Source organism: Janthinobacterium sp. CG3 (genome assembly GCF_000344615.1).
Lineage (GTDB): Bacteria > Pseudomonadota > Gammaproteobacteria > Burkholderiales > Burkholderiaceae_D > Janthinobacterium.
This window is the reverse complement of the sequence record NZ_KB467824.1, coordinates 2,403,423-2,426,578: the sequence shown is the minus strand read 5'-3', so window position 1 is coordinate 2,426,578 and position 23,156 is coordinate 2,403,423. Positions and strand designations below refer to the sequence as shown.

General features: G+C 59.5%; 17 protein-coding genes, 6 tRNA genes and 5 pseudogenes. 21 read left to right on the top strand and 7 right to left on the bottom strand.

The features are described from left to right. Position 1 precedes the first annotated feature (1 nt). The 16 genes from lepA (at position 2) to JANGC3_RS0110410 (ending at position 10,682) form a co-directional block, all read left to right on the top strand. Entirely contained in the window at positions 2–1,795 is a 1,794-nt protein-coding gene (gene lepA, locus JANGC3_RS0110485) for a translation elongation factor 4 (protein WP_017876442.1), read from the top strand. After that, positions 1,792–2,709, top strand: coding sequence for a signal peptidase I (gene lepB / locus JANGC3_RS0110480; RefSeq protein ID WP_026132820.1), 918 nt, complete (start codon positions 1,792–1,794; stop codon positions 2,707–2,709). The genes lepA and lepB overlap by 4 nt, the downstream gene beginning before the upstream one ends. Before the next feature lie 18 nt (positions 2,710–2,727). After that, the gene (locus JANGC3_RS0110475) at positions 2,728–3,120 is read left to right on the top strand and encodes a DUF4845 domain-containing protein (RefSeq protein ID WP_017876440.1); all 393 of its coding nucleotides are present in this window, start codon (positions 2,728–2,730) and stop codon (positions 3,118–3,120) included. Positions 3,121–3,145: 25 nt separating this feature from the next. After that, the gene (rnc, locus tag JANGC3_RS0110470; RefSeq protein ID WP_051068276.1) at positions 3,146–3,982 is read left to right on the top strand and encodes a ribonuclease III; all 837 of its coding nucleotides are present in this window, start codon (positions 3,146–3,148) and stop codon (positions 3,980–3,982) included. A 1-nt stretch (position 3,983) separates the two neighbouring features. After that, a complete protein-coding gene (era, locus tag JANGC3_RS0110465) occupies positions 3,984–4,886 on the top strand; it encodes a GTPase Era (RefSeq protein WP_026132819.1) in 903 nt (300 codons plus the stop codon). 24 nt (positions 4,887–4,910) lie between these two features. After that, complete coding sequence (gene recO / locus JANGC3_RS0110460) at positions 4,911–5,753, top strand: DNA repair protein RecO (RefSeq protein WP_017876437.1); 843 nt, start codon at positions 4,911–4,913, stop codon at positions 5,751–5,753. 25 nt (positions 5,754–5,778) lie between these two features. Beyond that, positions 5,779–6,537, top strand: a complete 759-nt coding sequence (pdxJ, locus tag JANGC3_RS0110455) for a pyridoxine 5'-phosphate synthase (RefSeq protein WP_017876436.1) — start codon at positions 5,779–5,781, stop codon at positions 6,535–6,537. Further along, positions 6,534–6,929 carry a holo-ACP synthase gene (gene acpS, locus JANGC3_RS0110450; RefSeq protein ID WP_017876435.1) on the top strand — a complete coding sequence of 132 codons (396 nt, stop codon included), beginning with the start codon at positions 6,534–6,536 and terminating at the stop codon, positions 6,927–6,929. The genes pdxJ and acpS overlap by 4 nt, the downstream gene beginning before the upstream one ends. A gap of 84 nt (positions 6,930–7,013) precedes the next feature. Beyond that, positions 7,014–8,885, top strand: a complete 1,872-nt coding sequence (uvrC, locus tag JANGC3_RS0110445) for an excinuclease ABC subunit UvrC (protein ID WP_017876434.1) — start codon at positions 7,014–7,016, stop codon at positions 8,883–8,885. Positions 8,886–8,989: 104 nt separating this feature from the next. Then, on the top strand, positions 8,990–9,574 hold the full coding sequence (gene pgsA / locus JANGC3_RS0110440; protein ID WP_026132818.1) for a CDP-diacylglycerol--glycerol-3-phosphate 3-phosphatidyltransferase: 585 nt from the start codon (positions 8,990–8,992) through the stop codon (positions 9,572–9,574). 381 nt (positions 9,575–9,955) lie between these two features. After that, positions 9,956–10,031, top strand: a tRNA-Gly gene (locus tag JANGC3_RS0110435). Positions 10,032–10,115: 84 nt separating this feature from the next. Next, positions 10,116–10,191 (top strand) — tRNA-Gly (locus JANGC3_RS0110430). A 46-nt stretch (positions 10,192–10,237) separates the two neighbouring features. Next, positions 10,238–10,313: transfer RNA gene (locus tag JANGC3_RS0110425), tRNA-Gly, on the top strand. A gap of 45 nt (positions 10,314–10,358) precedes the next feature. Next, positions 10,359–10,434: transfer RNA gene (locus JANGC3_RS0110420), tRNA-Gly, on the top strand. Between the two features lie 44 nt (positions 10,435–10,478). Next, positions 10,479–10,554, top strand: a tRNA-Gly gene (locus JANGC3_RS0110415). Positions 10,555–10,608: 54 nt separating this feature from the next. Further along, positions 10,609–10,682 (top strand) — tRNA-Cys (locus tag JANGC3_RS0110410). Here JANGC3_RS0110410 and JANGC3_RS32575 read toward each other — a convergent pair. Next, entirely contained in the window at positions 10,651–11,220 is a 570-nt protein-coding gene (locus JANGC3_RS32575) for a transposase (protein ID WP_157406567.1), read from the bottom strand. The two genes, JANGC3_RS0110410 and JANGC3_RS32575, sit on opposite strands and share 32 nt — an antisense overlap. Beyond that, the gene (locus JANGC3_RS29025; RefSeq protein WP_051068273.1) at positions 11,130–11,591 is read right to left on the bottom strand and encodes an IS5/IS1182 family transposase; all 462 of its coding nucleotides are present in this window, start codon (positions 11,589–11,591) and stop codon (positions 11,130–11,132) included. Before JANGC3_RS29025 ends, JANGC3_RS32575 begins: the two co-directional genes overlap by 91 nt. Positions 11,592–11,900: 309 nt before the next feature. On the opposite strand from JANGC3_RS29025, the pseudogene JANGC3_RS32115 reads away from it, so the two are divergent. After that, positions 11,901–12,413, top strand: a pseudogene (locus tag JANGC3_RS32115) (IS4/Tn5 family transposase DNA-binding protein); the annotation flags it as partial. A gap of 199 nt (positions 12,414–12,612) precedes the next feature. Then, on the top strand, positions 12,613–16,236 hold the full coding sequence (locus JANGC3_RS31445) for a sensor domain-containing protein (RefSeq protein WP_081611818.1): 3,624 nt from the start codon (positions 12,613–12,615) through the stop codon (positions 16,234–16,236). A gap of 44 nt (positions 16,237–16,280) precedes the next feature. On the opposite strand, the pseudogene JANGC3_RS33665 reads toward JANGC3_RS31445, so the two are convergent. Next, positions 16,281–16,639, bottom strand: a pseudogene (locus JANGC3_RS33665) (IS5/IS1182 family transposase); the annotation flags it as partial. A 146-nt stretch (positions 16,640–16,785) separates the two neighbouring features. On the opposite strand from JANGC3_RS33665, the gene JANGC3_RS0110365 reads away from it, so the two are divergent. Then, the gene (locus JANGC3_RS0110365; protein ID WP_017876426.1) at positions 16,786–19,011 is read left to right on the top strand and encodes a hybrid sensor histidine kinase/response regulator; all 2,226 of its coding nucleotides are present in this window, start codon (positions 16,786–16,788) and stop codon (positions 19,009–19,011) included. Positions 19,012–19,088: 77 nt separating this feature from the next. Here JANGC3_RS0110365 and JANGC3_RS34320 read toward each other — a convergent pair whose 3' ends face one another. Together JANGC3_RS34320 and JANGC3_RS33240 are read right to left on the bottom strand one after the other, a co-directional pair. Continuing rightward, positions 19,089–19,286: a hypothetical protein gene (locus tag JANGC3_RS34320; protein WP_157406566.1), complete on the bottom strand. Its 198-nt coding sequence runs from the start codon at positions 19,284–19,286 to the stop codon at positions 19,089–19,091. A 295-nt stretch (positions 19,287–19,581) separates the two neighbouring features. Beyond that, positions 19,582–19,833, bottom strand: a pseudogene (locus JANGC3_RS33240) (IS21 family transposase); the annotation flags it as partial. Positions 19,834–19,920: 87 nt separating this feature from the next. On the opposite strand from JANGC3_RS33240, the pseudogene JANGC3_RS33655 reads away from it, so the two are divergent. Together JANGC3_RS33655 and JANGC3_RS0110350 are read left to right on the top strand one after the other, a co-directional pair. Further along, positions 19,921–20,073, top strand: a pseudogene (locus JANGC3_RS33655) (reverse transcriptase domain-containing protein); the annotation flags it as partial. Between the two features lie 614 nt (positions 20,074–20,687). After that, positions 20,688–20,882 carry a heavy-metal-associated domain-containing protein gene (locus JANGC3_RS0110350; protein WP_026132816.1) on the top strand — a complete coding sequence of 65 codons (195 nt, stop codon included), beginning with the start codon at positions 20,688–20,690 and terminating at the stop codon, positions 20,880–20,882. A 508-nt stretch (positions 20,883–21,390) separates the two neighbouring features. Here JANGC3_RS0110350 and JANGC3_RS29010 read toward each other — a convergent pair. Then, on the bottom strand, positions 21,391–22,599 hold the full coding sequence (locus tag JANGC3_RS29010) for a branched-chain amino acid ABC transporter permease (RefSeq protein ID WP_035787598.1): 1,209 nt from the start codon (positions 22,597–22,599) through the stop codon (positions 21,391–21,393). Between the two features lie 257 nt (positions 22,600–22,856). Then, positions 22,857–22,970 (bottom strand): annotated as a pseudogene (locus JANGC3_RS33650) (IS30 family transposase); the annotation flags it as partial. Between the last annotated feature and the right edge of the window lie 186 nt (positions 22,971–23,156).

Below are 23,156 nucleotides of genomic sequence, written 5' to 3'. Positions count from 1 at the left end.
AATGAACAACATACGCAATTTCTCCATCATCGCCCACATCGATCACGGTAAGTCGACCCTGGCCGACCGCATCATTCAATTGTGCGGCGGCCTGTCCGACCGCGAGATGGAAGCCCAAGTGCTCGATTCGATGGATCTGGAGCGCGAACGCGGCATTACCATCAAGGCGCAGACGGCGGCGCTGCAATACAAGGCCCGCAACGGCGAAATCTACAACCTGAACCTGATCGACACCCCGGGCCACGTTGACTTCAGCTATGAAGTGAGCCGCTCGCTGTCGGCGTGCGAAGGCGCGCTGCTGGTGGTCGACGCCTCGCAGGGCGTGGAAGCGCAGACCGTGGCGAACTGCTACACGGCGCTGGACCTGGGCGTTGAAGTGGTGCCGGTGCTCAACAAGATCGACTTGCCGAACGCCGACCCGCCGAACGCCATCGCCGAAATCGAAGACGTCATCGGCATCGACGCGACCGACGCCGTGCATTGCTCGGCCAAGACCGGCCTGGGCGTCATCGACGTGCTCGAATCGCTGATCCTGAAGGTGCCGCCGCCGAAGGGCGACCCGGAGGCGCCGCTGCAGGCGCTGATCGTCGACTCGTGGTTCGACAACTACGTCGGCGTCGTCATGCTGGTGCGCGTCATCAACGGCACCCTGAAACCGAAGGAAAAAATCCTGCTGATGGCTAGCGGTTCGGTCAACCTGGTCGAAAGCGTCGGCGTGTTCTCGCCGCGTTCGGTCTCGCTGCCGGCGCTGTCGGCCGGGCAGGTGGGCTTCATCATCGCCGGCATCAAGGAATTGAAGGCCGCCAAGGTCGGCGACACCGTCACCCTGGCCAGCCGCCCCGCCAAGGAGCCGCTGCCGGGCTTCAAGGAAGTGCAGCCGCAGGTGTTCGCCGGCCTGTTCCCGGTCGAGGCCAACCAGTACGACGCGCTGCGCGACTCGCTGGAAAAATTGAAACTGAACGACGCCGCCCTGATGTACGAGCCGGAAGTGTCGCAGGCGCTGGGCTTCGGCTTCCGCTGCGGTTTCCTCGGCCTGTTGCACATGGAAATCGTGCAAGAGCGCCTGGAGCGCGAATTCGACATGGACCTGATCACCACGGCGCCGACCGTGGTGTACGAGGTGGTGTTGCGCGACAACAGCCTGATCCGCGTCGACAACCCGTCCAAGATGCCGGACCCGTCCCGGATCGAAGAGGTGCGCGAGCCTATCGTCACCGTCAACCTGTACATGCCGCAGGAATACGTCGGCTCGGTCATCACGCTGTGCATCGCCAAGCGCGGCGTGCAGCTGGACATGGCCTACCACGGCCGCCAGGTCAAGCTGGTGTATGAAATGCCGATGGCCGAGATCGTGCTGGACTTCTTCGACAAGCTCAAATCGACCTCGCGCGGTTACGCCTCGATGGACTACGAGTTCAAGGAGTACCGCGCCGCCGACGTCGTCAAGGTCGACATGCTGATCAACAGCGAGAAGGTCGACGCGCTGGCCATCATCGTGCACCGCTCCAACAGCCAGTTCCGCGGCCGCCAGGTGGCCGCCAAGATGCGCGAACTGATCCCGCGCCAGATGTTCGACGTGGCGATCCAGGCGACCATCGGCGCCAACATCATTTCGCGCGAAAACGTCAAGGCCTTGCGCAAGAACGTGTTGGCGAAATGCTATGGCGGCGACATCAGCCGCAAGAAAAAGTTGCTTGAAAAGCAAAAAGCGGGTAAAAAGCGGATGAAGCAAGTGGGCTCGGTCGAGATTCCACAGGAAGCATTCTTAGCAATTTTACAAGTGGACGATAAATGAGCCTGCAAGTCATCTTAGGAAATTTCGCATTAATCTTGTTCGTGTTGATGGTCCTGACCGGCGTGATTTATTTTCTCGACGTGTTCTACCTGGCGCGCCAGCGCCGGGTCGCCGCCGACCGCGCGCTGGCCGACTTCGACTCGCGCAACGCCAAGTTGACGGCCGAGGGCGTCAAGATCGAGCACGGCACCAGCCGTTCGACGATCGAATCGGCGCTGCTGCGCCAGCCGACCTGGGTCGAGTACTCGGGCGCCTTCTTCCCGGTCATCGCGCTGGTGTTTTGCCTGCGCTCCTTCCTGTACGAGCCGTTCAAGATCCCGTCCTCGTCGATGGTGCCGACGCTGGTGGTGGGCGACCTGATCCTCGTCAACAAGTTCACCTACGGCATCCGCTTGCCTATCTTGAACAAGAAGGTGATCGAAGTGAACGACCCGCAACGGGGCGACGTGATGGTGTTCAAATATCCGCGCGACATCTCGCAGGACTACATTAAGCGCGTCATCGGCGTGCCGGGTGATAAAATCACCTACGAGAACAAGCGTTTGACGGTAAACGGCAAGGCTGTCACCTACACGCCGCTGGACGATTACCTGGACGACGAGCAACCGGTCTACCACAAGCAGTTGCAGGAAAACCTGGCCGGCGTGCCGCACCGCGTCCTCAACGACGACGTCGCGCCGACGCTGAACCTGAACCAGGTCCACGATTTCCCGAACAAGGAAGCGTGCAACTACAATGAAGACGGTTTCACTTGCGTCGTTCCAGAAGGTAATTACTTTATGATGGGCGACAACCGCGATAACAGCGCCGACAGCCGTTACTGGGGTTTTGTGCCGAACAAGAACATCGTCGGCAAGGCCATTCTGGTCTGGATGAACCTGAGCAACCTGAAACGCATTGGCGGCATACAATAATCGAACAAGGGGAAGCGCATGGATCGGATCGCACCATACGGCGGCAAGCAACAGGGCATATCACTGGTCGGACTAATCTTCGTGCTGGCCATCCTGGGATTTGTCGGCGTGCTGGGCTTGAAGGTCGTGCCGACCTACATTGAATACCGGGCCATTTCGAACGGCATCAAGCAGGCCAAGGCGGCCGGCACCACGGTGCGCGCCATCCAGAACGCCTTCGACCAGAACGCCAGCGTCACGTATATCGACTCGATCAGCGGCAAGGATTTGATCATCGGCGCCGAGAACGGCGAGGTCGAAGTGAGCTTCGCCTACGAAAAACGCATTCCGCTGATGGGGCCGGCGAGCCTGGTGCTGAACTATACCGGCACCACCGCAAAGGGCGTGCCGGCCGTCAAGCCCGCCGAATGACCCCCAACACCATACAGAACCGACAATGAATCTTCAGTTATTGCAAAACCGTTTAGGCTACACGTTCCAGGATGCCGGCCTGTTGCAGCAAGCCTTGACGCACCGTAGCCACAGCAGTTTGCATAACGAGCGGCTGGAGTTCCTGGGCGACTCGATCCTGAACTGCGTGGTCGCCTCGATCCTGTACGAGCGCTTCGCGGCGATCGACGAGGGCGACCTGTCGCGCCTGCGCGCCAACCTGGTCAAGCAGCAGTCGCTCTACGAAATCGCCCAGAAGCTGGAGCTGTCGCAGTTCCTGCGCCTGGGCGAGGGCGAATTGAAGTCGGGCGGTTTCCGGCGCCCCTCGATCCTGGCCGACACGCTCGAGGCGCTGTTAGGCGCCATTTTTTTGGACGCCGGCTTCGACCCCGCGCGCGACGTCATCCGCGCCTTCTACATTCCCATCCTCGACTCGGTCGACCCGCAAACGCTGGGCAAGGATGCCAAGACGCTACTGCAGGAATTTTTGCAGAGTAAGAAAATCTCGCTGCCGCAGTACAACGTGGTGGCCACCCACGGCGCCGCGCACAGCCAGGAATTCGAAATCGAATGCCTGGTGCCCAAGCTGGGCATCCAGGTCTACGGCCGCGGCGGCAGCCGCCGCGCCGGCGAACAGGCCGCCGCCAAACTGGCGCTGGACGTGGCCGAACAGGCGCTGCTGAAGTCGCCGGCCGCGGCCCGCAAGGCCAAGCCGCGCGCGACCCAGCTGAAACTGGCCGGCATCGCCACGGTCCAACACGAAGGCGCCGCCGCGGCGCCCGCCAAGGCCGCCGACGGCAAGCCGACCACCATTGCACTTCACACTAAACAGAATCGACACTAGCATGACAGCCACTCCTATGCCCGCCAACTTCCGCTGTGGCTATATCGCCATCGTCGGCCGCCCGAACGTGGGCAAATCGACCTTGATGAACGTGCTGATCGGCGCAAAAGTCAGTATCACCTCGCGCAAGGCCCAGACCACGCGCCACCGCATCACCGGCATCCAGACCGTGGAAGACGCGCAGTTCATCTACGTCGACACGCCGGGTTTCCAAACGCGCCATTCGAACGCGCTCAACAAGACGCTCAACAAGACCGTCACCAATACCCTGGTTTCGTCGGACGTGATCCTGTACGTGATCGAGGCCGGCACCTTCGGCCCGGCCGACCAGCAAGTCATGGACCTGCTGCCGAAAGAGGTGCCGTGCATCCTGGTGATCAACAAGTCCGACCGCGTCAAGGACAAGGCCGTGCTGCTGCCGTTCGCGCAGAAGATCGCCGCCATGCGCGACTTCGCCGCCATCGTGCCGGTGTCGGCCAAGCTGCATTTCCAGCTGGAAGGGCTGCAAAGCGAGATCAAGCGCTTCATGCCGGAAAACCAGCCGATCTTCGGGCCGGACGACATCACCGACCGCAGCGAGAAGTTCCTCGCCTCCGAGATCGTGCGCGAAAAACTCTTCCGCTTCGTCGGCGACGAACTGCCGTACACCAGCACCGTGCTGATCGAGAAGTTCGAGCAAGAGGGCGACCTGCGCCGCGTCTTCGCCGCCATCCTGGTCGAGCGCAACACCCACAAGTCGATGATTATCGGCGACAAGGGCGCGCGCCTGAAGGAAGTGTCGACCCAGGCCCGCCTGGACATGGAGAAACTCTTCGGCGGTCCGGTGTACCTGGAAATCTGGGTCAAGGTGAAATCCGGCTGGGCCGACAACGAAGCCGGTTTGCGCGCCTACGGTTACGAGTAACACGGCAACAACGCTGCGACGCGCATGAACACCAACACGCTCGACGCCGAAGAAGTCAGCGCGCCGGCCGCCGCGCCGGCGCCGCCACCCGCCGTCGCGCCCCCTGCGACGACGGCGCCGGCGCCTGCGGTCCGGCGCGGCCGGCCGCCGCAGCGCGACGGCCGCGTCAGCGGCCAGCCCGGCTTCGTGCTGCACAGCTACCCCCACAAAGAAACCAGCCTGATCGTCGACCTGTTCACGCGCGAACACGGCCGCGTGGCGTTGGTCGCCAAGGGCGCCAAGCGGCCGCACTCGCAACTGCGCGGCGTGCTGCAAACCTTCCAGCCGCTGTCGACCGGCTGGACCGGCAAATCCGAGCTGCGCATCCTCACCGGCGCCGAATGGGTGGGCGGCATGCTGCCGCTGGAAAAAACCGCGCTGTTGTGCGGCTTCTACCTCAACGAGTTGCTGGTCAAGCTGCTGGCGCGCGACGACCCGCACCCGGCCTTGTTCGACCACTACGTCGCCACGCTGAACCAGCTGGCGCACAACGAACCGCCGCCCATCGTGCTGCGCAAGTTCGAACTGGCGCTGCTGAAGGAAACCGGCGTCGCCGCCGACCTGACGCGCTGCACCAGCAGCCGCCAGCCGGTCGAGGCCGACCGCCTCTATGTGGTCGACCCCGAGCGCGGCGCGCGGCTGGAACGCGCCGCCGACGCCTGGCCGCGCGTCAGCGGCAAGACCCTGCTCGACATGGAGCGCGAAGACTACGCCGACCCCGCCACGCAAAGCCAGAGCAAGCAGCTGATGCGCTTCCTGCTGGCGCACCACCTCGGTGGCGCGCCGCTGAACACGCGCCAGATCCTGATCGACCTGATGCAGTTATGATGTAGTTTTCAACCCGACCCCCACCATGAGCTTCCTGCAACCGTCCGGCCCGGTCATCGACCTGGGTGTCAACATCGACCACGTGGCCACGCTGCGCAACGCCCGCGGCACCGTCTACCCGGACCCGCTGCGCGCGGCGCTGCTGGCCGAACAGGCCGGCGCCGACGCCATCACCCTGCACCTGCGCGAAGACCGCCGCCACATCCGCGACGCCGACGTTATCGCCATCGCGCCGCGACTGATCACGCGCATGAACCTGGAGGCGGCCGTTACCGCCGAGATGATCGACTTCGCCTGCCGCATCAAGCCGTCCGACGTTTGCCTGGTGCCGGAAAAGCGCCACGAGGTGACCACCGAGGGCGGCCTTGATGTGGTGCGCTATTTCAAGGAAGTGCAGGCCGCCGTGGCGCAACTGCAAGGCGAGGGCATCCGCGTCAGCCTGTTCATCGACGCCGACGAGGCGCAGATCGCCGCCGCGGCCGAAGCGGGCGCACCGGTCATCGAACTGCACACCGGCCGCTACGCCGAGGCCGACGGCGCCGCCCAACAGGGCGAACTGGAACGCATCCAGGCCGGCGTGCTGGCCGGCGTGCGGCGCGGCCTGAAGGTCAACGCGGGCCACGGCCTGCACTACAGCAACGTCCAGGCGATCGCCGCGATCCGCGACATCGCCGAACTCAACATCGGCCACGCCATCGTCGCCCACGCCGTCTTCGCCGGCTGGGAAAACGCGGTGCGCGAAATGAAGGCCATCATGGTTGGCGCGCGACTGGGGGCAACATGATTTACGGCATCGGCACCGACATTTGCAAGATTCCCCGCATCGAGGCGGCGCTGCAGCGCCACGGCGAGCGCTTCGCCAACAAGATACTCGGGCCGCAAGAGCTGGAAAAATACCACGCGCGCAGCGCCAAGAACGCCGTGCGCGGGCTGCGTTTCCTGGCGACCCGCTTCGCCGCCAAGGAGGCGTTTTCAAAGGCCGTCGGCCTGGGCCTGCACATGCCGATGACCTGGCCGGCGGCGCAAATGCTGAACGCGCCCAGCGGCAAACCGATGATCGTATGCAGCGGCGTGCTGGAAGAATTCATGCGGCTGAACCGCCTGACGGCGCAAGTGACCATCAGCGACGAAGCCGAGTACGCGGTCGCCTTCGTCATCGTCGAGCAGGCGGCGTAAAATTAACATCCGGGGACAGACCACGATTTCCGAGAAAGTATTTCCCGGAAATCGTGGTCTGTCCCCGGTTTTGAGAGTCGAGCAATGACCGAAGCAAGCATTCCCGAAACCGGCGCCGCCGGCCCGCGCGCGCAAGTGCTGGCCACCGTCGCCATGCTGCCCAGCCTGCCCGGCGTGTACCGTTATTTCGACGCCGCCGACGCCGTGCTGTACGTCGGCAAGGCGCGCGACCTGAAAAAGCGCGTGTCGAGCTACTTCCAGAAAAACCTGGCCAGCCCGCGCATCGCCATGATGGTCGAACGCATCGCCCGGCTCGAAACCACGGTGACGCACAGCGAAGCCGAGGCGCTGATCCTGGAAAACAACCTGATCAAGACGCTACAGCCGCGCTTCAACATCCTGTTCCGCGACGACAAGTCCTATCCCTACCTGAAAATCACCGGCGGCGACACGCCGCGCATGGTTTACTACCGCGGCGCCATCGACAAGAAAAACCAGTACTTCGGCCCCTTCCCCAGCGCCTGGGCGGTCAAGGAGTCGATGCAGATCCTGCAAAAAGTGTTCATGCTGCGTTCCTGCGAGGACAGCGTCTACGCCAACCGCACCCGGCCCTGCCTGCTGCACCAGATCCACCGTTGCAGCGCGCCCTGCGTCAAGGCGATCAGCAGCGAAGACTACCTGATCGACGTTGAAAACGCCGCCAAATTCCTGCGCGGACGGCAAGGCGAGGTGATGGCCGACATGGAGGCGAAAATGCACGGCTACGCCGCCGAACTGAAGTTCGAGCAGGCGGTGGTGGTGCGCAACCAGATCGCCGCGCTGTCGCGCGTGCTGCACCAGCAAAGCATGGAAACCAGCGGCGACGCCGACGTCGACGTCATCGCCGTCATCGTCCAGGGCGGGCGCGCCTGCGTCAACCTGGCGATGGTGCGCGGCGGGCGCCACCTGGGCGACCGCGCCTACTTCCCGAGCCAGTTGAACGACGCCGCCGCCATCGCCGAAGCACCGATCGAAGTCGAAGTACTGATCGCCTTCCTGGTCCAGCACTACACCGAAAAATTCATCCCCGGCACGCTAATCCTGAACATCGAATTCGACCAGCCGGCGCTGATGCTGGCCCTGATGGAGCAGTGCGGCCACCGCGTCAACCTGATCTTCCAGCCGCAGGGGCAACGGCGCCAGTGGCTGGAACTGGCGCAGAAGGGCGCCGAGATCTCGCTGGCGCGGCTGCTGTCGGAGCAGGGCTCGCAACAGTCGCGCACGCGCGCGCTGGTCGAGGCGCTCAGCCTCGATACCGACGACATGGAAACGCTGCGGGTGGAATGCTTCGACATCAGCCACACCCAGGGCGAGGCGACCCAGGCCTCGTGCGTGGTGTTCCACCACCACGCGATGCAAAACGGCGAATACCGGCGCTACAACATCAACGACATCACGCCCGGCGACGATTACGCGGCGATGCGCCAGGTGCTGATGCGGCGCTATGAAAAAGTGGCCAACGGCGACGGCGTCATGCCCGACGTGGTGCTGATCGACGGCGGCAAGGGGCAAATCGAAATGGCGCGCCAGGTCTTCGCCGAACTGGGACTCGACATCAGCCTGATCGTCGGCGTGGCCAAAGGGGAGGGCCGCAAGGTCGGCCTGGAGACGCTGCTGTTCGTCGACGGCCGCGCCGCCCAGGAACTGGGCAAGGAATCGGCGGCGCTGATGCTGGTGGCGCAGATCCGCGACGAGGCGCACCGCTTCGCCATCACCGGCATGCGCGCCAAGCGCGCCAAGACGCGCCAGACTTCGCGCCTGGAGGAAATCGAAGGCATCGGCGCCAAGCGGCGGCAGAAGCTGCTGGCCCGCTTCGGCGGCCTGCGCGGCGTGGTCGACGCCAGCGTCGAGGACCTGATGTCGGTGGAAGGCATCTCCAACCAGTTGGCCGAGGAAATCTACAAGCAGCTGCACTAGAGCGGCTCGCGCGAAATACGCCGCGCGCCCTAGGCTAATGCGCGTCAGCCATGTAGACTAGCGAAGCAAAACTTAACTCATCAGCCGGTCGATTTTTTTACCCTATGCCTTTTAATATCCCCATTTTATTGACCTGGTTGCGCGTGGCGCTGATCCCGCTGGTGGTCGGCGTGTTTTACTTGCCGACGCTGTGGCTGCCCAAGGTCGACCAGAACCTGGTCGCCACCCTGGTGTTCATCGTCGCCGCCATCACCGACTGGTTCGACGGCTTCCTGGCGCGGCGCTGGAACCAGACCTCCGCCTTCGGCGCCTTCCTCGACCCGGTCGCCGACAAACTGATGGTGGCCGGCGCCTTGTTGGTGCTGGTGCAGCTGGACCGCGTCAACGCGGTGCTCGCCTTCATCATCATCGGCCGCGAAATCGCCATCTCCGCGCTGCGCGAATGGATGGCGCAGATCGGCGCCTCGAAATCGGTGGCGGTCAGCTCGATCGGCAAAATCAAAACCGCCGCGCAAATGACGGCGATCCCGCTGCTGCTGTTCCACGACGTCCTGTTCGGCGCGGTCGACACCCACGTCTGGGGCGAGCGCCTGTTGTGGATCGCCAGCGTGCTGACGGTCTGGTCGATGTTCTACTACCTGCGCCTGGCCTGGCCGTTGATCAAGGAAAAGGCCGGCAACCTCGAATAAGCCGGCAACTGCGGCGCCGGCCCCGGTTTTTTGCGCAAAGGCATTTTCTCATTGCCTTGTAAATAGCGTTTGCAATGAAACCCATCGTCATCAGCGACTCCTTGTCAATTGTCCGCTTACAAGCGGTTGACAGTTGCGCGCAATTCATTCCCCATATGCAGTCCCCGACAACGCGTCGAGGCGTTGTCCGTATGGATGCCCCTGCGGCAAAAAAGTGATCCTCCCTCTTTAGGGGCGTCTGGACTCAGCCCGCAGCCGCAAGGCGTTGTGGTTTTCTTTGGGTCTGAGTATTCTGTGCGGAAATCATGGTTTATAGTTTATATACTTTGATCATTGACAGTGGCGGTGGATGATCTATAATGCTGGCCTGTTGTTGATGACGCGGAAGTAGCTCAGTTGGTAGAGCGCAACCTTGCCAAGGTTGAGGTCGAGAGTTCGAGACTCTTCTTCCGCTCCAGGTTTTTGGAGCCCGTCAGCAGCAGAGAGTAGGAAAGTAGCACTAGAAAGGTCGTCAAGGTTCTGTTAGAATGTTGTTCCTAACGCGGAAGTAGCTCAGTTGGTAGAGCGCAACCTTGCCAAGGTTGAGGTCGAGAGTTCGAGACTCTTCTTCCGCTCCAGTTTATTCTGGGTGGTGTGCTAGGCAGTAAAACGGTGGTTCTCAATGCGGAAGTAGCTCAGTTGGTAGAGCGCAACCTTGCCAAGGTTGAGGTCGAGAGTTCGAGACTCTTCTTCCGCTCCAGTGAATGCTGGTTGGTGTAGTCGGCGGTAAATAGCAGTGCCCAATGCGGAAGTAGCTCAGTTGGTAGAGCGCAACCTTGCCAAGGTTGAGGTCGAGAGTTCGAGACTCTTCTTCCGCTCCAGTGAATACTGGTTGGTGTAGTTGGCGGTAAATAGTGGTCCCAATGCGGAAGTAGCTCAGTTGGTAGAGCGCAACCTTGCCAAGGTTGAGGTCGAGAGTTCGAGACTCTTCTTCCGCTCCAGAATTCTGAGGGAAGCTTGACGGCTTCCTTTTTTGATGTGCTAGTAGTCCCTCTGGCGAGGTAGCAAAGAGGTTATGCAGCGGCCTGCAAAGCCGTTTAGACGGGTTCGATTCCCGTCCTCGCCTCCAAGAATTCGCAGTAAAGAAAAAGCCCGCTTCCGAGTGGGCTTTTTTCGTTCTGTGCCATCTCTGTCGTGCCAGTCGCGCCGACAGCCGGTGCGGCGCCTGAGCGCGCGATCGCCTTACGACGACGGCGTGATCCAGGAAACGGCCTGTAGGGTGTACGTGGGGCACAAGTTCCACGACCTGCATATGGCTCGGCCGTCGCCGCAGACGTACGCGCAGCCGTTCGGCAGACGCGGGTCTTAGCAATGCGCTTGTTGCAACGCTCTTGGGCACCCGAGATCGGTTTGTTCTGACTCCCTTTTCGCTGGATCTGCATGCGCCAGCCCTGTTTGCCCAGGCGTTCTTCTCGCTCACCGTTGACGTAGCCCTTGTTGGCAAAGATGTTGCAGTTCGTGTTGGCCGGGTCCAGCACCTCTTTGAAGTGCAGCGTGTCGTGCTCGCTGGCCGTGCTCACCTTGATCTTGCGCACCAGCTTGTAGCGCTTCTCGGCATTGCAGAAACCTTGTAGCCGAAGTAGGACTCGCCGTGCTTCTTGGTCCATCGCGCGTCCATGTCCTTCTGGGGGCGCTTGGCCGGGTTCCATTCGATGGGCATGGCGCCTTCCTTCACCAGCGCCGTCTCCTTGGTTCTCAGCGACTGCTTCGGCGCCTGCACGATGCTCGCGTCGGCCATCTGCCCGCCGCGCGATATAGCCATGCTTACCCAGCCGCCGCTCACGGCCTCGAAGATGCTCTCGCTGGCGCCGGCCGGGATCAGGCGCTCCTTGAAGGTCCAGATCGTCGTCTGGTCCGGTATCTGGCTGCTCGAGCGCAGCTCGACGAAGCGTTGCAAGCTCAGACGGTCGAGTAGCGGGAATTCCATCTGTTCGTCGCTGAGGTTGAACAACTGCTGGATCAGCAAGACACGGACCATCAGCTCGGTGGGGAATGGGGGCGACCGCCGCGCTCGCGGCTGGGGCGCGGAGCGGCACGGTCCACTTCCTCCGCCAAGGCGACGGTGCCGACGTGCTGCTCCATCACCCGCAGCGCATAGCCCAGCTTGTTCAGCTTGGCTTCGCGTTCTTGGTTTCGATCATGAGGGAGGGAGTCAGAATCATAGCGTTATACGCATCTCCCGCGCCGATTAACACGGCCCCGAAAAATCGTTTACATTCAACGGGTTGCGCAGAGCGGTTGTAAATTTCGCCGAATTCGCGTTTACTTTCGGAATTTCGGCGGCCGCGTGACCAAGGTAGCGCAGCAGGGAACGGAGCAGGGATTCGCGGAAGTGGATCTTGGCGATGCCCGCCTCAACAAGAGGGCGAAGCGAATGATGGAACAATTTTCGGCCAATCCGACGGCCAGCATTCCGGATGCGTGCGATAGCTGGGGCGAAACCTGCGCAGCCGACCGCTTCTTGGGCAATGTCGAAGTAGAATGGGAAGCGATACTTGCCCCGCACTGGTAGCATACCGAGGAACGCATGCGCGCGCAGCCGGTGGTGTTGTGCATCCAGGACTCAACGGAACTCGATTTCGACGGTCAGGAGATCGACGGGCTCGGGCCGCTCAATTACGAGGCGCGGGGCGGCATGTACCCGCACCCGACTTACCTGGTCACGGCGCGGCGCGAGTCCTTAGGCGTGCTCGACAAGTGGATGTGGGCGCGCGAGAAGCGCGGCGCCGATGGCGTCAGTCCGAGCCTGATCGAGAGCAAGCGCTGGGTCGAAGGCTACCAACGCGTGGCGGACCCAGCCATCATGACATAGCCGGTTTGGCTTTTCGAAGCACGCAACTGTGTGCACAAGGGACGCCAAGATATACCCGTGCAAAGAAGAACACTTGCCTATGAGAAAATTCACCATTATCCTTGATGGATCACTTTTTTAGTTGCGCCTCGGGTTAGTTGCCCACAGATAAGGTTGCAAATAAATTGCACCTGGAAAACATTTTAAAATGATATCTATAAAGTCATTCCGCAGCGACCAGTTTCATAGCGCATTTATGGATTCCGCCATCGGAATGGCGCTAGTCGGCCTTACTGGCCGTTGGATGGATGTGAATGATGCACTGTGTGAAATAGTTGGATATGGAAAACCTGAACTTTTAACCCTGCGTTTTCAAGATATTACCCACCCAGAGGATTTGGACAGCGACCTCACCCTTGTTGCTGAACTATTAAAAGGAAATATTAGTTCATATAACTTGGAAAAGCGATATATACGAAAAGATGGTACTGTCGTTTGGACCTTGTTAACAGTTTCTGTCGGAAGGAATAGCAATCTCGCTCCAGATTTTTTCATTTCGCAAATTATTGACATATCAAAACAAAAACGAGCGGAAAGCGATCGTGATGCCTATTTTGACCTGTCGCCAGATTTATTGGCAATTGCCGACTCAAAGGGTTTTTTGGTCCATGTGAGTCCTGCGTGGACTGACTTGCTTGGTTGGACAAAGTCCGAACTAACTTCAAAACCATCGTTAGACTTCGTACATCCTGAGGATCACTCGCGCACTGTCGCAGAGGCCGCATCACTTTACGCAGGTAACGCTACGGTCGGCTTTCGGAACCGCTATATTCACCGCGATGGGGGGATCCATTGGATCGAATGGAATGCCCGAATTGTGACTTCAGATCGATTTTACTGTGCGGCACGCGATGTTACTGCTCAGGAAGAGGAGGGCCAAAATCGCCGCGCAGAGTTAGCTGCACTAGACGCTGTTGCGGGAAGCCTCCTTGTGAATCTCAACGGCGACGCTACAGATCTGGCTAACCAGCTTTATGTAGCAAGCCAGCTTTTCGAAAGCAGCCCAGACTGCGTCAAGATCGTCGACCTAAACGGCAACCTTCTTGCGATGAACAGGAACGGGCAATGCGTGATGGAAATTGACGACTGCGCCGCTTTAATAGGCAAGCAATGGGCGAGTTTATGGCCTGCTCAAATCCAAGGCGAGGTCCATTCTGCACTGGACGTTGCACGCAGTGGCAAGAACGGACGCTTTGAGGCGTTCTGCCCTACTGCCAAAGGAGCGCAGAAATGGTGGGATGTAATGGTGACACCAATCTTTGATTTAGATGGAAAGGTTGAAAAGATACTATCAGTGTCTCGGGATGTAACCCTTTCTACACAAGCAAAAAATGAGATAAAAAACTACGCGACTCGATTGGAGCAAATTACTGTCAGCGTGCCCGTGGCGCTCTTTCAAATGTACTGCCGGACAGACGGTGAGATAGGCATTCACTATATTTCGCAAAAATTCGAGCAACTTTTTTCCATTCATTGCGACGATGTCTTGCTGAACTGGACTCAAATGGGTGTTCACGCGGACGATCAAAATGAGTTTGCGCAGGTGATACGCGAATCCGCACAGCACAATACCGCGTGGGCCTATGAGTGTCGTCTACTGCCGCCGGATGGTTCGAATAGGTGGGTACGGTTCGATGCTTCGCCAACGGATTCGTCCGTCTCAGAGGTGATCTATACGGGCGTGATTCAAGACGTCACTGAAGATCGAGCTGGCAACGAGCTAAAACGCAGCCAGGCAGAAAAAATCCGGCTCCTAATTCAAAACGCGAATGATGCCTTTGTCGGTATGGACCACCTGGGCGTGATCACCGAGTGGAATGCGCAAGCGGAGCATACATTGGGGTGGTCAGCGACGGAAGCTATCGGAACAAAAATGGCTGAACTCATAATACCCCCTGCATTACGTTCTCAACACAGTCGGGGTATGCACTCGTTTTTGCACGGGGGTACCGGAAAAATCATTAACAAACGCGTGGAGGTTCTCGCACTGCATAAGCTTGGCCATAGCATACTCGTTGAGATAACAGTTGGTAAGATGACCGTGGGCGGGCATCATTACTTCCATGCCTTCCTGCACGATATTTCGGAGCGAAAGGCTGTTCAGAGACTTTTGGAAGAGAAGCAACAATTGCTTGATGCGGTTCTGGATACCATCGACGTGGGGGTGGTCGCGTGCTCAGGTACCGGCGAACTAACGCTGTTCAACCGCGCTGCACGAGAACTTCACGGTCTGGACGTTACGGACATAGATAGCGGAAAATGGGCCGAACATTACAGTCTTTTCAGTGGGGATGGGGAAACGTTACTTAGGATCGACCAAGTTCCTCTTATACGTGCGCTCTCTGGAGAGTCGGTACACAATGCCGAAATGGTTGTCGCTCCGAGAGATAAATCGCCGAAGTTTTTGCTCGCCAGCGGCCGTCGTTTAGTTAGCTCAACCGGCGTCCGCCTCGGAGCTGTTGTAGCAATGAAGGACGTGACGGAACTTAAGCAGTCGGAAAAATCGGCAGCCATCAATGAACAGCGACTACGGGCGATTACAGAGAATATGCCGGCAATGATTGGTCACGTCGACCGTCAAGAACGACTGCTTTTTCTAAACAGCGCTGCGGTCGACCAAGTCTTTCAGGGTTCCCACGAAGAACTGATTGGCTCTTCTCTGGCAGCGGCATACGGGCAGGCTCGATATTCACAGATAAAACCGTTTATCGACCGCGCCTTTGCTAACGAAAAAGTCGTTTTCGAGCGCGGTATGGTAGTTGATGGCGAGCGTCGGCACTACCACACGACTTATGTGCCGGATATAGGTCCGGCTGGTGAAGTGGCGGGGTTTTTTGCGATGGCATTGGATATCACAGACCGGAAAAATAGTGAATTAAAACAAGCCGAAAGCGAGGAGCGCCTTAAAACCATTACAGACAATCTCCCGGTACTAATTGCCTACATCGATAACACCGAAGTGTATCGATTTGCAAATGCGACTTACGAAAGCTGGTTCGGAATACCTCCGTCTGCCATGGTGGGGAAAACAGTCGAACAAGTACTAGGGCGCGAGCTGTATGCATTGGGGGAGGCTCAACTCAAACGGAATCTTCGCGGAGAAGTGGTAAAATTTGAAACGACGGCATTGGTGCACAACTCGTTGCGCACAGCTAGCGTACTCGGAATCCCAGATATTAAGAATAGTGAAGTTCTGGGTGTTTATGTGATGACGACTGATATCACGGAGGTAAAAAAACAAGAGCAGCAGCTACAATTACTTGCTCGCTCCGATGCCCTGACAGGTTTAGCGAACCGACGAAGCTACGAGGAGAAGCTCCATGAGGCAGCATTACGTGCTCTGAGAACCGACCGAATATTGGCATTGATGTATCTCGACCTCGATCACTTTAAACAGATAAATGACTCACTCGGCCATGCAGGTGGTGACGAAGTTCTGCGTGAGTTTGCAACACGGCTGCGTCTGAGTGTACGCGCGACTGACGCGGTATGCCGATTGGCTGGGGACGAATTTACGATCATTGTTGAGGGTTTAGTGGACCCGCGAGAAGCAACCTTGATAGCAGAAAAAATTATCGCCTCTGTCGCCCAGCCGTTTTTGATCCAAGGCTCACTTCGGACAATTTCAACGAGTATTGGCATTGCGTATATGTCACCTGAAGCTATCGATATCCCTGAGCTTGGTAAGCGCGCTGACGCAGCGCTATATGAGGCAAAAAGTGCTGGACGGAATCGGTTCGTCATCAGCATACCCGTAGCGGTATCTGTTTGAGATTCATTGTGCTTGATTTGGTCTAGCTTCGGCCTGCTCTGAACGCCGCGATCAGCGATCGCCGCCAATGCATCCGCTCCCATTGCGGTGCGCGCCTTTTTCGCCATGCCCGACAGTTGATCGCGGTCGCTGCCGATATTGGTGATCTCGTGTTCGACGATCAGTTAGTGCTTGGTGTCGACCGCGGTCTGAACGTTGTAGCCGTCGTTGCCTGAGCCCCGCGTCATCATTGAACGCAGCCGGATCGGTCAACGAGATCTGCGTTTCGCCAGTTGCTTCCAGCCTTGCTTCGATTTCCTTGGGAGAGAGCAGCCGTCAGCGATTTCATCACTGCAATCTTGTCGTTCAACGGCGTGCTGCGCGCTTGCTTCGTCGCTGGTTCCCGCCTGTCCGCCGTGCCCAGTCGCGCGCGAAAGTTGAGGGCCAAATTTGCGGTATGCGTGTATCCTGCCTTGCGCTACACTCTTGCATGGGCATGCTGCTGAGCACGCCTTATGACTAAAACAGCCCCGCATTTTCCGGCCCCCGAACCTGCTGAAATCTTTACCTATGAAAATTCGGGTCTATCTGATGTTAACTGCCTTGGCAGTGCTAATTCCGGTCATGGTATCGTCTGCGGTTGCCCTTAGTTTGCTGCATGAATTCGGGCGCGTCTCCGCACTACGCTCGCTAGAAGAAACTGCCCGAGCAACGGCCCTAACGGTTGACCGCGAGTTGGCCAGCGCGGAAGCCGCGTTGCACGTGCTGGCCTCTTCTCCTTACCTCGCAACAGGTGATATGGCTGCCTTTTATCAGCAAGCCATTACAGCGGGCCGCGGCAAGACAGCTTGGGCGCTCTTGCTCGATGCCAATGGCCAGCAAATTATCAACACGCTTGTTCCATACGGCACCCCGATGCCGCCTGCGGTTGCCAAAGCGCGTGCCCAAGAGGTCATCCGTACGCAGACAACCCTGGTGTCCGGCCTGCTGCCTGGACCGCTGTTGCGCAAGCCCGTCACCACTGTCAACGTCCCGGTACCGCTGGACGGCGGAAAACGCTATGTGCTGGTGGAAGCTTTCGCGGCCGAGCATTTCAGCGGCATCGTCGCGACGACGCGCATGGCGGAAGGCAGCGTCGTGGCCATCATCGACAAGCAGGGACGCTTTATTGCCCGCAACGTCAATGCGGCGGCGCGGATCGGTGCGCCTGCGCGGCCCGAACTTGTCGCTGCGGCAGCCGCTCGGCGGGACGGCTACATCCGTCACACCACACTCGAGAACGTAGAGGTTTACGACGTCTTCACTCACTCGCCAATTTCGGGCTGGACCATTGCCGTAGCCGCCCCTGTCGAACAAATCGAAACAGCTGCTATCCGCGCAGCCACAGTTGCCGCGCTCGGCATGCTGGTCGCGCTCCTGCTAGCCTTGGCGGCGGCGACCTACCTCGGCCGCCGCCTGGTGCGTTCGCTCGATGTCGCCAAGACGGCGGCCAAGGCATTGAGCGCCGCCGAGGTGCCCGTCATCGCGCGCGTCGGCGTTGTAGAAGTCGATGAGCTGCAGGACGCCCTGAGCGAAGCGAGCACTATTCTGTTGCAGGAACAGCAGGCGCGCAAATTCGTCGAAGAACAGAGAAAGCACCTGCTCGTCAGCGAGCAGAACGCGCGCCAGCTAGCCGAAAATCAAAACAAGGCCAAGGACACTTTCCTCGCGATGCTCGGCCACGAACTGCGCAATCCGCTAAGCGCAATTAGCGCAGCGACCGTAGTCATCAAGCTCACCACCCCCGACGCGCCCGCCTCAGTGCGCGCCCACCAGATCATTGAACGTCAGAGCAAGCATCTGGAACGCATCGTCAGCGACTTGCTCGATGTAAGCCGAATGTTGAGCGGCAAGATCGAGCTAAGTTACACTGGAACGAATTTGTCGGATGTCGTGCGTGAATCGTTGCAAGCGCTCGATATTGCGGGGCGCACCCTCGGCCTGACTGTTGAATTGGACCTGCAAGCCGCATGGATCTTCGCCGATCGCACCCGCCTGGACCAGATCGTAACCAATATCATAAGTAATGCCATCAAATACACGCCCAAGCCCGGCACCATCCGTGTCACAATCCGCGTGGATGCGCAGCACGCCGTTTTGTCCGTGACTGACACCGGTGTCGGCATGGATGCGGATCTCGTGGCCAAGGCCTTCGATCCCTTCGTGCAGGGCACGGTGTCACTTGATCGTTCTCAGGGTGGTCTAGGCCTCGGGCTAACGCTGGTGCGCGAGCTGGTGCGCTTGCATGGCGGCACAGTGTCTGCGAGCAGTGCCGGGCGCAATTGTGGGAGCACCTTCACCGTTGCCCTCCCGGGCGCAACCGAACTGCTCAGACCCGAGCCCGACATGGCCAACCTAGCGCATGGCGGTGTCTCACCGCACCGCGTCCTATTAATCGAAGATAACGAGGATGCGCGTAGTATGGTGAAGGTCATGCTTGAGCTGTCGGGATGCGTGGTAGTCGAGGCCGCCAACGGTGCCGACGGCATCACGGTCGCGCAACGCGAACTTCCCGCAGTTGCGATCGTTGATATCGGCCTTCCCGATGTCAACGGCTTCCAAGTTGCGGCGCGCCTGCGCAATGCACCCGGGACGCGCTCCATCGCCCTGATTGCATTAAGTGGATATGGCCGTCCGGAGGACATCGAAGCGGCGCGGGCTGCCGGCTTCGACTTGCATTTGGTTAAACCGGTACGCCGTGAGCAGCTCTGTGCCGCGATCGAAACAGTGCTTGGTTCAATGTCCTCCGCTGTGTAGGCCCCAGTGCCCGCTTGAACCAACTGCGTGCGGAGCGTGTCAATGATTTTGAAACACTTGGTTGAAACGGCGGGAGTCTACATCTCGGATTTCAGGCAGTTTTTTTCTGCATCGGTGGCGGGTTGATCCAGGCAGCCGTGGGCAACTTCTGCGGCTGCGGCATGCGGTGTTTGAAGCGGTTCGGCCGGCGTGCGCTGGAAAGCGATCGCCAGAGTGGATTGTCGTTGCTTGCGCACTTCGGCGGCGCGGCCGGCGTGAACGGTCTCAGGGGCCATCACGCCGATGCCGGAATGGCGCTGCACCCGGTTGTACCGCGCGAAGAACTGGACGCAATGCGCGCGCGTCGGCCAGCGAGCCAAAGCGTGTCGGAAAGCCTAGCTGGTATTTCATGGTTTTGAACTGCGCCTCCGAGTACGGGTTGTCGTCGGAGACGTAGGGTCTGCTGTGCGACTTGGCGATGCCCAGGTCCGACAGCAGCGTGGCCACCGGCTTGGAACGCATGCCGCTGCCCGGGTCGGCATGCAAGGTTAGTTCGCGCGGCGCGATGCGTTCCTTGGCGGCGCTGTCGCCGATCTCGCGATGCAACACGCTGGCCGGTATCCAGTTCGGCCGCGCCGCCGTTTGCCGCTCCCGCAGATAGGCCTCGTGCGCGGCCAGCTTGCTGGCCCGCTTGACCTTGCGCTCATATTTCGGCACAGCCTTCAACGCCAGATGGCGCCGCACCGTGTTCACTGCGCAGCCTACCTCGGCCGCGATCTTCCGCAGACGCAACCCATGCTTGCTCAATAATTGAATTTCCACACACACCTCGTTGGGTTTCATGGCGGCCCCGCAAAGCCGCCATCATTTCAAAACGGTGTATCAGTTTTCAATCGCTGCCGTGTATCAGTTTACAACCGCTGCTGACAGTACCGGGAACTGCTGGCCCTTGGGGCGTCGGAAAAGGTGGCGCGACTGGTGGCGGCGAACAGCCGGCGCTGGTGGCGAAACAGTCGGATGGCGCTGAACAATGTGTTGACGATCGCCTACTTTGACCGCCTTGGCATGCCTCGCCTCTCATAACCTCAACTACTCGAACCGCCCGGTGCGGACCCGCATGCCGGGTGGTGTGGCAGGGGACCGGCCAGTAATTGGCCGCCCCTATGCAGATTGAACGATCCGCCCTGTGCGCCAGCACGAGTACCGTCTGCCAAAATAGGTCCCGTTGCTATTTCTGGCGAAAACCACTGTGGAGCCAGGCAATCGCCAAGAACGTTCAAACCATTGGTTTGAGTTCAAACAAGGTCCCGCCGTCCCATCTTACGCCTGTGCCAGGCCGACTGGCGCGAATCGACAGCGCGCTCGCCTTCCAAGGCGGCGTGACCCGGCTCATCGTGCCCCGATAATCCGCTGGCCCGAGGCGGCCGACGTGGTGCCGATGTCGGGCGATCTGCATGGCGTGCCGAACGCCATCGCGCTCAGCCAGGCGACGATTCGCAGAGAATGATCATCCACCCGCTCAGTCTCCGCGGGGTACGACATGCATTGCAGGTGCAGCATCCGCCTCGCTACGATCACTGAACACAGTGCCATGTTCGTTATTGACGTCAAAGTAGAAAATTCGCTGGAAAGTGGTTGACCTTACCACGCTGCCAAACTCCATAGTAGTCGGACCCTAACCCAACCAGGATATCAAGATGATCCGTTTTTACCTTCCAAACATGACCTGTGGCGGCTGCGCCAAGATCGTCACCAAGGCATTGCTGAGCGTCGACCCGCAAGCCCGCGTCGAAACCGATCCGCCCGCGCGTGAAGTTCGCGTCGATAGCGCCTTGGACGAGAGCGCTTTCCTCGTGGCCCTTAGCGAGGCCGGGTACCCGGATAAGCAGTGAGCGAGTAATCAGGGAGTAAGGCTCGTGCCCATCACGCACCTTTTAATCGATCGGAGTGGCGGTGCGCGGCCAATGCGGTTATCCGCGGCACCGGCGCCCTTTCCGGCAGGCTTCATCAGCGCGCCAAAAAATCAAACTGTCACCATGCGAACAACATCGCTGCTATGAAATTCACGAATTTATATAAACCAACAACTGACACCTTCGAGTGCCGATGTCGTTTTTGCCTGCCCGGGCGCTGTTTGTGTGGCTGCCCGGCATTCTCCCGACTCCACCGATGTACCTGCGGCCCCAATTGCGGATGCGGTGAAAGCTGCTCGTGCGAGGATATTTATGCGTTGCAAAGGCCCAGTACCTAACTGCCTCCCGCGCCAAGTCCTCGCCTCCAGGAATTCGCAGTAAAGAAAAAGCCCGCTTTCAAGTCGTTTTCGTTTTGGCCGGCCACGTCCAGCTTTCGCGCCCTGTTCGGCATCGCACCGTCGCAATTGCGCGGCCGGACGAGCAAATACTAGCCCGCGCGCACCGGCATTTCAAGCGGCGCTTCCCGGACATCGCCCAAGCCCCCGTCTTCGGGGCTGGGGCTGGGCCACAAGCCGGCCGGCCGGGTCAGCATGATCAATACCATCGCCAGCCCCAATAACAACTGGCGCAATATCTCCGCCTCGATCAAGACTTGTCCGAATAACTGGCGCTGCATCGGCTCGACCACATGACGCAACAGTTCGGGCAATGCGGCCAGAATCACGCCGCCCAGCACGACGCCGGGAATATGTCCCATGCCGCCCAGTACCACCATCGACAGCACCGTGATTGACTCGTTCAGCGAAAACGATTCGGGCGATATATAACCCTGGAACGCGGCGAACATGGAACCCGCCACGCCGCCGAAGGACGCGCCCAGGGCGAAGGCCAGCAGCTTGACGTTACGGGTATTGATACCCATCGCCTGGGCGGCCGTTTCATCTTCGCGTACGGCGACGAAGGCGCGGCCGAGGCGGGAATGTTGCAAACGCAGCGACACGAAGACAGTCGCGGCGCACAGGAACAGGAACAGGAAGTAATACGCGTTCACCGAGGGCATGGCGAATCCGCCGATATCGAGCATGGCCCCGGAACCGGGCTTGCCCGCCAACGACACGTCGAAGAGGCGCACCGGATCGATCATATTGATGCCTTTCGGGCCGTCCGTGATGTTTACCGGCGCATTCAGATTGATGATGAAGAGGCGGATGATTTCACCGAAACCGAGCGTGACGACCGCCAGGTAGTCGCCGCGCAGTTTCAATGTCGGCGCGCCAAGCAAGGCGCCGAAAAACCCGGCCAGCGCCGCGCTCAGCGGGACGATCAGCCATACCGGTAAATGCACGCCGTTTGCCGCCACGTCCGGTCCGCACATCCACAGCAGCGCATTGCCGGCCAGCGGATAGGTGTCGACGACGGACGCCAGCACGAGCGAGAATTGCGGCGACGCCAGCAAGGCCGTCAGGTAGGCGCCAAGCGCGTAGAAGGCAACATAGCCAAGGTCGAGCAGACCGGCGAAACCGACGACGATATTCAGGCCCAGCGCCAGCATGATGTATATCAGCGCCATGTCCATAATGCGCACCCATGAATTGCCGAACTGGGACGCGAGGAAGGGGAATAGCAGTAGCGCCGCGCCGAGCAGGGCCAGAGCGGCGGGGATTTTGCGCGATGGCGTGCCGCGATAGTGTGCCATGAACAAGCTTTACGCGGAGACGGCTACGCGCCAGCGCGCGACGCCGGATGCTTCGGCCGGAACACTATTGTTTGTGGAGAGAGGGGGCATGGCCAATGTATCCGAAGAGAATGAAGGTTAGTCATCTTAAGAAACGTAAACAATTAGCGCTACCAAAATCTTGCTCGATTGTCTGCGAGGGCCGATATCGAAAAGGGAACCACCGTTGTCGCCCAGCGCCCGGTCAGTCCATTTCAGCGCGTCGTTGATCAGCGTGGCTTGGCGAACACCACGAAGCCGGTCGCGCGTTCGAGCAGCGTGCCGACCGGGGAGCGGTTGCCGGCGCCGCTGATCACCTCACCCTCCCATTGGCCGCGGATATGGACGCTCTGCGTGGCCGGGATTGGGCTGCACGGGTCGGCTTGGGGCGCTGCGCTGACGCGCGGACGAGGCTGCGAATCGACTTGCAACGTTCCGAAATTCCAAGTGAAATCAATAGCTTGCAATCGTAAGGTAATCGAAAGGTAAAAAATCGTTCGGCTCGATACAGTGAATTCAGGCACTCGACGGTGCACCGA

Excerpts from the sequence above, each read along its gene's own strand:
- JANGC3_RS31445 (WP_081611818.1), top strand. The coding sequence starts at position 12,613 with ATGATATCTATAAAGTCATTCCGCAGCGACCAGTTTCATAGCGCATTT.
- pgsA (WP_026132818.1), top strand. The coding sequence starts at position 8,990 with ATGCCTTTTAATATCCCCATTTTATTGACCTGGTTGCGCGTGGCGCTG.
- JANGC3_RS34320 (WP_157406566.1), bottom strand. The coding sequence starts at position 19,286 with ATGGCCCCTGAGACCGTTCACGCCGGCCGCGCCGCCGAAGTGCGCAAG.
- JANGC3_RS32575 (WP_157406567.1), bottom strand. The coding sequence starts at position 11,220 with ATGGACCAAGAAGCACGGCGAGTCCTACTTCGGCTACAAGGTTTCTGC.
- lepB (WP_026132820.1), top strand. The coding sequence starts at position 1,792 with ATGAGCCTGCAAGTCATCTTAGGAAATTTCGCATTAATCTTGTTCGTG.
- recO (WP_017876437.1), top strand. The coding sequence starts at position 4,911 with ATGAACACCAACACGCTCGACGCCGAAGAAGTCAGCGCGCCGGCCGCC.
- JANGC3_RS29025 (WP_051068273.1), bottom strand. The coding sequence starts at position 11,591 with ATGGTCCGTGTCTTGCTGATCCAGCAGTTGTTCAACCTCAGCGACGAA.
- JANGC3_RS0110350 (WP_026132816.1), top strand. The coding sequence starts at position 20,688 with ATGATCCGTTTTTACCTTCCAAACATGACCTGTGGCGGCTGCGCCAAG.
- rnc (WP_051068276.1), top strand. The coding sequence starts at position 3,146 with ATGAATCTTCAGTTATTGCAAAACCGTTTAGGCTACACGTTCCAGGAT.
- pdxJ (WP_017876436.1), top strand. The coding sequence starts at position 5,779 with ATGAGCTTCCTGCAACCGTCCGGCCCGGTCATCGACCTGGGTGTCAAC.
- acpS (WP_017876435.1), top strand. The coding sequence starts at position 6,534 with ATGATTTACGGCATCGGCACCGACATTTGCAAGATTCCCCGCATCGAG.
- era (WP_026132819.1), top strand. The coding sequence starts at position 3,984 with ATGACAGCCACTCCTATGCCCGCCAACTTCCGCTGTGGCTATATCGCC.
- lepA (WP_017876442.1), top strand. The coding sequence starts at position 2 with ATGAACAACATACGCAATTTCTCCATCATCGCCCACATCGATCACGGT.
- JANGC3_RS29010 (WP_035787598.1), bottom strand. The coding sequence starts at position 22,599 with ATGGCACACTATCGCGGCACGCCATCGCGCAAAATCCCCGCCGCTCTG.
- uvrC (WP_017876434.1), top strand. The coding sequence starts at position 7,014 with ATGACCGAAGCAAGCATTCCCGAAACCGGCGCCGCCGGCCCGCGCGCG.
- JANGC3_RS0110475 (WP_017876440.1), top strand. The coding sequence starts at position 2,728 with ATGGATCGGATCGCACCATACGGCGGCAAGCAACAGGGCATATCACTG.
- JANGC3_RS0110365 (WP_017876426.1), top strand. The coding sequence starts at position 16,786 with ATGAAAATTCGGGTCTATCTGATGTTAACTGCCTTGGCAGTGCTAATT.